General features: G+C 29.7%; 6 protein-coding genes. All 6 read right to left on the bottom strand.

What is annotated here, in order from left to right:
* Nucleotides 1–61 precede the first annotated feature (61 nt).
* Nucleotides 62–1,897, bottom strand: coding sequence for a single-stranded-DNA-specific exonuclease RecJ (gene recJ / locus RYK99_RS05320; RefSeq protein ID WP_314990800.1), 1,836 nt, complete (start codon nt 1,895–1,897; stop codon nt 62–64).
* Between the two features lie 33 nt (nt 1,898–1,930).
* Entirely contained in the window at nt 1,931–2,209 is a 279-nt protein-coding gene (locus RYK99_RS05315; RefSeq protein WP_003146067.1) for a LapA family protein, read from the bottom strand.
* Complete coding sequence (ligA, locus tag RYK99_RS05310) at nt 2,209–4,200, bottom strand: NAD-dependent DNA ligase LigA (protein WP_314990797.1); 1,992 nt, start codon at nt 4,198–4,200, stop codon at nt 2,209–2,211. The genes RYK99_RS05315 and ligA overlap by 1 nt, the downstream gene beginning before the upstream one ends.
* Nucleotides 4,201–4,206: 6 nt before the next feature.
* Nucleotides 4,207–6,393: a UvrD-helicase domain-containing protein gene (locus RYK99_RS05305; protein ID WP_314990795.1), complete on the bottom strand. Its 2,187-nt coding sequence runs from the start codon at nt 6,391–6,393 to the stop codon at nt 4,207–4,209.
* Between the two features lie 235 nt (nt 6,394–6,628).
* Entirely contained in the window at nt 6,629–7,768 is a 1,140-nt protein-coding gene (recA, locus tag RYK99_RS05300) for a recombinase RecA (protein WP_314990793.1), read from the bottom strand.
* 16 nt (nt 7,769–7,784) lie between these two features.
* Nucleotides 7,785–8,699, bottom strand: coding sequence for a fumarylacetoacetate hydrolase family protein (locus RYK99_RS05295; RefSeq protein WP_003146075.1), 915 nt, complete (start codon nt 8,697–8,699; stop codon nt 7,785–7,787).
* Between the last annotated feature and the right edge of the window lie 32 nt (nt 8,700–8,731).

The following is an 8,731-nucleotide window of genomic DNA, read 5'->3' as shown; positions in this document are numbered from 1 at the left end:
TACACATTTCATGTAAAATTTTTTTTTTATTTTATCGAATTGATTTTTTTTTCCTATTTCTTTATATTACTTCATATATTACAATTTTAAAAAATTTTTCAATATCTTTATATAGATAGTAATTGTTATCTCTGTCATCAATTTTTTTAGAAATCTTTATTGCTTTATTATCAATTTTTGAAACATCATAATTAATAAATCTTAAGTCTTCAAATAAGAATTCTTTAATATCTATATCAATTATATGAGCTTGTAATTTTGTACGACCGTTAAAGTTATTTTTATCGATTGTACATAATAAATCAATGATATCATTCTTCTCAACTTTTTCAAATGCAACATTATCTTTAAAAGTGATACATTCTAGGTTTCCTACTTCATCAGCAATTGTTAGTCTTAGATACTGTTTATCTGATCCGAAATAGGATTTATTTAGTACCATTGCATTCTCTAATAATACCGTTGGTTTTTCAAAGTCCATACCAAATGGTTTTAATATTTCAAGTGAATTAAGAAATTGATAGCTAATTTCTTCTAAGCTAGTAACTATATCTATTTTTTTAGTTGATTTTAATTCATTATTCTTCTTAAACTCTTCATATTCACTATTAAGAAAGTCTTGTATTTTATCTAGATTAATTTCATCAAACGAAAAACCAGCAGCAAGTGTATGTCCACCAAATGCTAAAAATAAATCAGAAATTTTATTCATAGCTGTGTAGATGTTAAAATCAAAAATGCTTCTAGCTGATCCTTTTAAAATACCATCTTTATTATTCATAATAAATACAGGTCTTTGATATTTTTCTACAATATTGGATGCTACTATTCCTAGAACGCCTTCATGATAGTCTCCAGATATCATAAGTACATTATTATCTTTCTTACTAGAATTCTCTATTTGATCAATAACATCTTTAACAATTTCTTCAGTAACTTGTTTACGTTCAATATTGTATTTTTCAATTTGTTCTGCTAATACTCTAGCGGTTTTAGTATCTTCTGCCATTAGGAATGAAAGGCCTAATTTAGCACTATCCATTCTACCAATAGAGTTTAGTTTTGGTCCTATGTAAAAGCCTATTGTTTGTTCATCTACTTTTGTATCAATATTTGATAATTCAAGTAACATTTTCAAACCAATACGTGGATCTTCATTTATTAGTTCTAATCCCTGTTTAACAAATATTCTATTCTCATCTGTAATTGAAACCATATCAGCGATAGTTCCAATAGCAACTAGATCTAAAAGAAAATCCGGAAAAATCTCTAGGAGAGCATGTGCAAGTTTAAATGCTACACCTACCCCTGCAAGTTTTTTGAAAGGATAATTTCCTTCTGGATGCTCGGGATGAATAATTGCATATGCATTTGGAATTGTATCTTGAATCTTATGGTGGTCTGTAATAATAACATCACATCCTAATTCATTAGCTAAATCTACTTCTTCTACACCTGCAATCCCATTATCGACTGTAATAATTAATGAAATACCCGATTCAATAATTTTAGTAAATGCTTCTTTATTCGGTCCATACCCCTCTTCGAATCTATTAGGTATGTATGATGAGACATTTGCACCTAAAGAAATCAGTGTTTCAACTAATAAAACTGTTGAAGTTATACCATCTGCATCATAATCCCCATATACTAGAATCTTCTCCTCATTTTCGATCGCTTCATTAATTCTATCAACAGCTTTTTGCATATCATGCATTAGAAACGGATCATATCCTTCTTCATATTCATCTGAAAAATATTTTTTTACCGATGACATATCAGTAATTGATCGAGCATTTAATATTTTAGCAACGTTTTTTGAAATATTATACGATTCTATTTCTTTTAAAAAACTTTCGTCATATGTTGGATATATCCAATTGTATTTAATCCCCATTTTCTCACCTCACTTCTTTTAATTTCACTATATTTATTCTTTTTTATCTTCTTCTAATTGTTCTTTGGTAAATAATAACTTTTCTGTTCTTTCGTATTTCTTCGAAAGAGTTTTATATTTTTGACGCCAATACAAACTAGCAAGTATCATCCCTATGAAGAAACATACAAAAAATAGAATTGTTAATGGTAATTTCACCGTAAAGAAAATAAATGAAACAGGTACAGAATTATAATTCATTATAAAGAATGTTATTATTGATACAAAGGCTATTACTATACCAAATACTTTATAAGGTAATTTATTATCCATTATTTCACCTCTCTAACCATATTAGCAAATTCTTCTTCATTTATTACTTTTATTCCTAATTGTTCAGCTTTAGCTAGTTTTGAACCAGCCTTTTCTCCAGCTATTACTAAATCAGTTTTTGAAGTCACACTTCCTGTGACTTTTGCTCCATATTTTTCTAAATAATCTTTAGCTTCATTTCTTGTTAATTCAACTAATTTACCAGTTAGAACTACAGTTTTCCCAGCAAAAATATTATTTGTATTAACTTCTTGAATTTCATACTGAGGATTCATTCCAACTTTAATTAAATCATTTATGAATTTTATGTTATTTTCATCAGATAAATAATCTAAAATAGACTCAGCAGTAATTTGACCTACATCATCTAGATTAACAAGTTCATCTAGTGTAGCATTCATTAAATTAGACAGATTAAAATACTTTTCTGCCAATATTTTCCCTGCTTTTTTTCCTACATTAAGAATACCAAGTGCAAAGATAACTTTGTCTAAACTACTTTGTTTTGAATTTTCAATTGCATTTAGAAGATTATCAACTGATTTTTCACCCATTCTATCTAATGATATTAATTTTTCTCTTTCTAATGAAAATAAATCAATAGTATGAGCAATAATACCTTTTTCATAAAGAGTAGCTACAACTTTATCTCCTAATCCTTCAATATTTAAAGCATCTCTTGAAGCAAAGTGTATTATTCTTCTAATATTTTGATCAGGACAATCTGGATTTTTACATCTCGTAAATGGATCATTTTCTTTTGTGTAAGTTTGTTGTCCGCAAGATGGACATGTATTAGGCATTTTATATTTTGTTGAACCCTCAGTCCTTAGTTCTCTAACTACACGTACTACTTTTGGAATTATCTCACCTGCTTTTTTTACAACGACCATATCGCCTATGTGAATATCCAGTTCCTCAATAATATCTTTATTGTGTAAAGAAGCTTTAGATACGGTTGATCCAGAAATTACGATAGGATCAAGAATAGCTACTGGAGTGATAATACCTGTTCTACCAACACTTAGTTCTACATCAAGCAATTTAGTGGCTAATTCCTCTTCAGGAAATTTATATGCGGTAGCCCATCTTGGACTTTTTTGAGTGTAGCCTACTTCTTCTTGTGTTGAGTACGAATTTACTTTTATAACTATTCCATCGATATCATACGGTAGATCTTTCTTGTGCTCTGTCCAATAATTTATATAATCTATAACATCATCGATATTTTTGCATAATTTGAAGTTAGGATTAACTGGCAAATCATATTCTTTAGCTGTATTTAAAGCATTCTCCTGTGATACAATGCTGTCATCTCCAACTATTGAATAAATAAATGCTGATAATCTTCTTTTTGCAGTTATTTTAGAATCGAGTTGTCTTAATGAACCAGCGGCTGCATTCCTTGGATTAGCAAATAATACTTCATTGTTGCTCTCACGTTCAGAATTTAATAGTTCAAATGATTTTCTCGGCAAGTAAACTTCACCTCTTACTTCAAATGTTCTATTATCTTTTAATACTTTTGGAATTGAGAAAATAGTTTTAATATTTTCAGTAACGTCTTCACCAACGCTACCATCTCCACGTGTAGCAGCACTTACCAATCTTCCATCTTCATACTTAATTGAAATTGCTAAACCATCAATTTTTAATTCACATATATATTCAACACTATGATCTGGTACTAATTTTGAAATTCTTGCATCAAAATCTCTTAAATCTTCGATTGAGAACGTATTAGATAAACTTAACATTGGAACTTTATGTGTTATTTTTTCAAATTCATCTAATACCCTATCGCCTACTCGTTGAGTAGGTGAGTTCTCTAATATATACTCAGGATGATTTTCTTCTAGTTTTTCTAATTGTTTATATAATGTATCATATTCTGTATCAGATATCTGTGGATTATCTTCAACATAATAATCATAAGAATATTTATTTAATAAAGAAACTAATTTCGAAATTTCTTCTTGAACTTGTTTCATAAAAAATTAATCCTTTCTAGTTAAGTTGGCATATTCGATTAGTAATGTTTTCATACCAACTTCACTAAATTCAACTTTAACACTATCACTTGTAATATCTATTACTTTACCCTCTCCAAATTTCTTATGAATAACAGTATCGCCAATGCCATAATTGGTACTGATAGCATTCTTAGGTTTATCCGAAATTTTGATTTTTGGACTAAGTTTACTAATAAATTTATTAGCATCTTCTACGTTTGAATTATTAGACTCAAATGCAGAAGATCCAAAAGATGATTCAAAGTGCATAAGTTTATTTGGTACTTCATCTAAAAATCTAGAACGTTTATTCATCTTAATAGAACCAAATTGCATACGTCTATTGGCATATGACATAAATAGTTTTTCTTTAGCACGTGTAATTGCAACATATGCTAAACGACGCTCTTCTTCCATCTTATTTTTCTCATCAGCACTACTTTCCGCATCACGAATTGAAGGGAATAAATTTTCTTCTAACCCCATAATAAACACTACTTTATATTCTAATCCTTTTGCGGCATGAACAGTAGATAAAACAACAGAATCTTCTTCATTTTCATCATCAGCATCTGATGTAAGTGACATCTCAGAAATAAAGTCAATAAGACTATCATTCATACTTGAGAATTGTTTAGCAGAAGATACTAACTCAGAAATATTCTCTATCCTATTTTCAGCATAAGCATCATTTGATCCTTTTAGCATATTTTCATATCCAGAATCTTTATAAATACCAATAATTAATTCATCAATTGAATATTTATCAGTTTCTGAATATTTCTCTATAAGATTTGTTAGCAAATGAACATTAGTTGTAATTTTCTTAGATACCCCTACTGCCTCTATATTTTTCAAAGCATCGAATAACGATATACCATATTGTGTTGCATAGTTGTCAATTTTTTCCATTGAACTTGCGCCTATTCCACGTTTAGGAACATTTATAATTCTTCTTAAACTAAATTCATCATCTCTATTAACAATAACGTTAAGATAGGCAAGTAAATCACGCACCTCTTGACGTTGCAAGAATTTAAGTGATCCAATTAATTTATATGGTATTCCAAAAGCTAAACAAGAATTCTCCATCTGACGAGAAAGATAGTTAGCTCGGTATAAAATAGCAATATCCTTATACGATATACCTTCTTTTTTCAATTCTAGAATTTTTTTAGCGATATCATCTGTTTCATCTTTATCGTTTGAAGCAGCGTATACGGAGATTTTACCTCCACCTTTGTTTTCAGACCATAGAGCCTTTTCTTTTCTATCAGTATTATTTTTAATTACTGCATTTGCAGCATCTAAAATTGTTGAATTAGAACGATAGTTTTGGTCTAAGAAAATCAGCTCAACATCTTTATAATCTTTTTCAAAGTTAATAATATTATCACTACATGCTCCACGCCAACTATAAATACTTTGATCATCATCCCCAACAACACATACGTTTTTATGGACTTCTGACAACATTTTAATCAATCTATATTGAATTACGTTAGTATCTTGATACTCATCAACATGAATATATTCAAATTTATTTTGATAAATAGCTAGTACTTCAGGGAACTTTTTAAATAGTATAATAGTTTTTAACATAAGGTCATCAAAATCAAGTACACTATTTTTCTTTAAATATCTTTGGTAATGAGCATATATTTCAGCTACATTTTTCATATATCCATAACGTGATTGTTCCCTCATAGCCTTTACAGTAGTCATACTATTTTTTGCATTTGAAATTATTTTTAGTATATTAGCTGGTTGATATGAATCTTCTGAAAGATTAAGATTTTTAACAATTGTTTTTATAATACTTTTCTGTTCACTAGTATCCAAAATTGTAAAGTTTTTATTATATCCTAGCAGTTCTATGTGTTGACGTAGAATTCTTACACACATTGAGTGGAAAGTGTTTATCCAAATGTATTTAGAAGTTTCCCCTACTAATGCATAAATTCTTTCTTTCATTTCTTTTGCAGCTTTATTAGTAAAAGTTATCGCTAGTATATTACTTTCTAATACATTTTTTTCTGCAATTAAATATGCAATTCTATTAGTTAATACACGTGTTTTTCCACTACCAGCACCAGCTATTACCATTACTGCACCGTCAGTTTTTAAAATAGCTTTTAGCTGATTATCATTCATATTTTGTACAAAATTCACAGTTATTTCTCCTATATTTTCTCTAATTATATTTTATCATACTTTCAAAATAAAAGGGAGTGACTCTAAAAACTAGATTCCAAGGAAATCAATTTTGCCGAGTCAGTCCCTCTATTTTTATTTAGTTTGTATATAGATTATAAGAATATTGCTATAGCAGAGATAAATCCACTAGCTAATATAATAAAAATCATTAACCATAATACAATTTTAAATAATTTTTTATTCATATATATTATTCTACCTCACCTAATGTTTCTATCCCTAAGTCAAGTTCATCGATGTCATCATTTTCATCATTTTCTACAACTGAGTCAGTTTTTTTCCCAGTTTTATTCATCATTTCTTCCCTAACAAGACCATAAATTTCATTGTAAAGTTCTTCATTTTCTTCGAAAACTTTCTTCACGTTTTCACGACCTTGTCCTAAACGCTCTCCATTATAAGAGAACCATGATCCAGATTTATTAATAATATCTAAATCAACTGCAAAATCAAGAGTTTCTCCGATTTTAGAAATCCCTTCACCAAACATAATATCTACTTCAGCAATTTTAAATGGTGGAGCTACTTTATTTTTAACAATTTTAATTTTTGTTCTGTTACCTAAAATTTCACTATCAGCACCCTTAATTGCTTCCCCTTTACGTACATCAATACGAACTGTAGAATAGAATTTCAGTGCACGTCCACCAGTTGTAACTTCTGGACTACCAAACATTACCCCTACTTTTTCACGAAGTTGGTTAATAAATAACGCAATAGTATTTGCTTTATTTATTTGACCTGTTAATTTACGTAAAGCTTGTGACATAAGACGAGCTTGTAAACCAATATGGTTAGCTCCCATGACTCCATCGATTTCAGCTTTTGGTACTAACGCTGCAACTGAGTCGATAACGATAATATCAATAGCTCCTGATAAAATTAATTTTTCAGCTATATCAAGTGCCTGTTCACCACTATCTGGTTGAGATAAGAAGAATTTACCTGGTGTAAAATCTACACCTAGAGCTTTTGCATATTCAATGTCAAGTGCATTTTCAGCATCTATAAACGCTGCAATACCACCTGTTTTTTGTACTTCCGCAATTGCGTGTAAAGCTATTGTAGTCTTACCTGAAGATTCTGGACCGTATACTTCAACAATACGTCCTTTTGGATATCCTCCAATCCCTAATGCTGAATCTATTGCTAATGAACCTGAAGATACGGCTTCTACTTTGATAGGATTTTCTGATGAAATATCCATGATAGCACCTTTACCGTATTCTTTTTCAATTACTTTTATGGCTTCGTTAATAGCGGCTTGACGGGCTTTTAAATCGTCTTTTTCAATATGAGTGACTTGTTTATCTTTTGATTTTTTTGCCATTGTTTTTCCTTTCTGCTTATTCTCCAATTACTGTAGTTAAAGTTCCAATACCTTCAACAGTGATTTTAATTTCATCACCTGTTTGTAAGAATCTTGGTGGATTTTGTGCTGCACCTACTCCTGCTGGAGTACCAGTAGCAATAATATCACCAGCTTCTAATGGAACAATTTTACTAATTTCTGCCAATACATCATCAACTCTAAATAACATTTCAGATGTCATAGCATTTTGTTTAATTTCTCCATTAATTTTTGTTACGATACTCATTGATTCAGGTGAACTAACTTCATCTTTAGTTACTAAATAAGGTCCTACTACTGCTGATTTTTCTAATGATTTACCTAAGAAAAATTGTCCGTGTTTATATTGTAAATCTGTAGCAGTAATATCATTCATGATTGTGTAACCGAAAATATAATCTAAAACTAATGGTCTTAGTATGTTTTTACCTGGTTTAGCTATTACTACAGCAAGTTCTCCTCCGAAGTCTAAGCTATCTGTAATATTTTTATGAGATGGAACTACTTCATTATTTCCAGCTAGAGCTGTTGTTGCTTTCGTAAAGATAAGAACATCTTTAGGAGTTTTAGCAAGCTCATCTCCAAGTTCATTAACATGAGCCTCATAATTGTGTCCAACACAAAGAATATTTTTTGGTGTTCTTGTAATTGGTGAACGCCAAATTATTTTATCAAATGGTACTTTATAACTTTCAGCTTTACCACTTTCTTCAACTAATTTTAGTACTTTTCTAATTTTTTCAATGAAAGAAACTCCATATACTTCAATTGCTTCTCTTAAAGTCGCAGGTATTTTATCAGTATTATCAAAATCTTCTAGTACTTTAATTAGATTCCATGCACTTTCTTCACGTTTTACTTTTACTCCATATAATTCATTATCGTTATAACTGAATGATAAAAATTTCATAGTTGCCTCCTCGACTGTTATAATTTCTTTAA

It is taken from the genome of uncultured Gemella sp. (assembly GCF_963537375.1).
Taxonomy (GTDB): domain Bacteria; phylum Bacillota; class Bacilli; order Staphylococcales; family Gemellaceae; genus Gemella.
The sequence above is the reverse complement of the archived record's forward strand: the minus strand, read 5'-3'. Positions and strand labels throughout refer to the sequence as shown.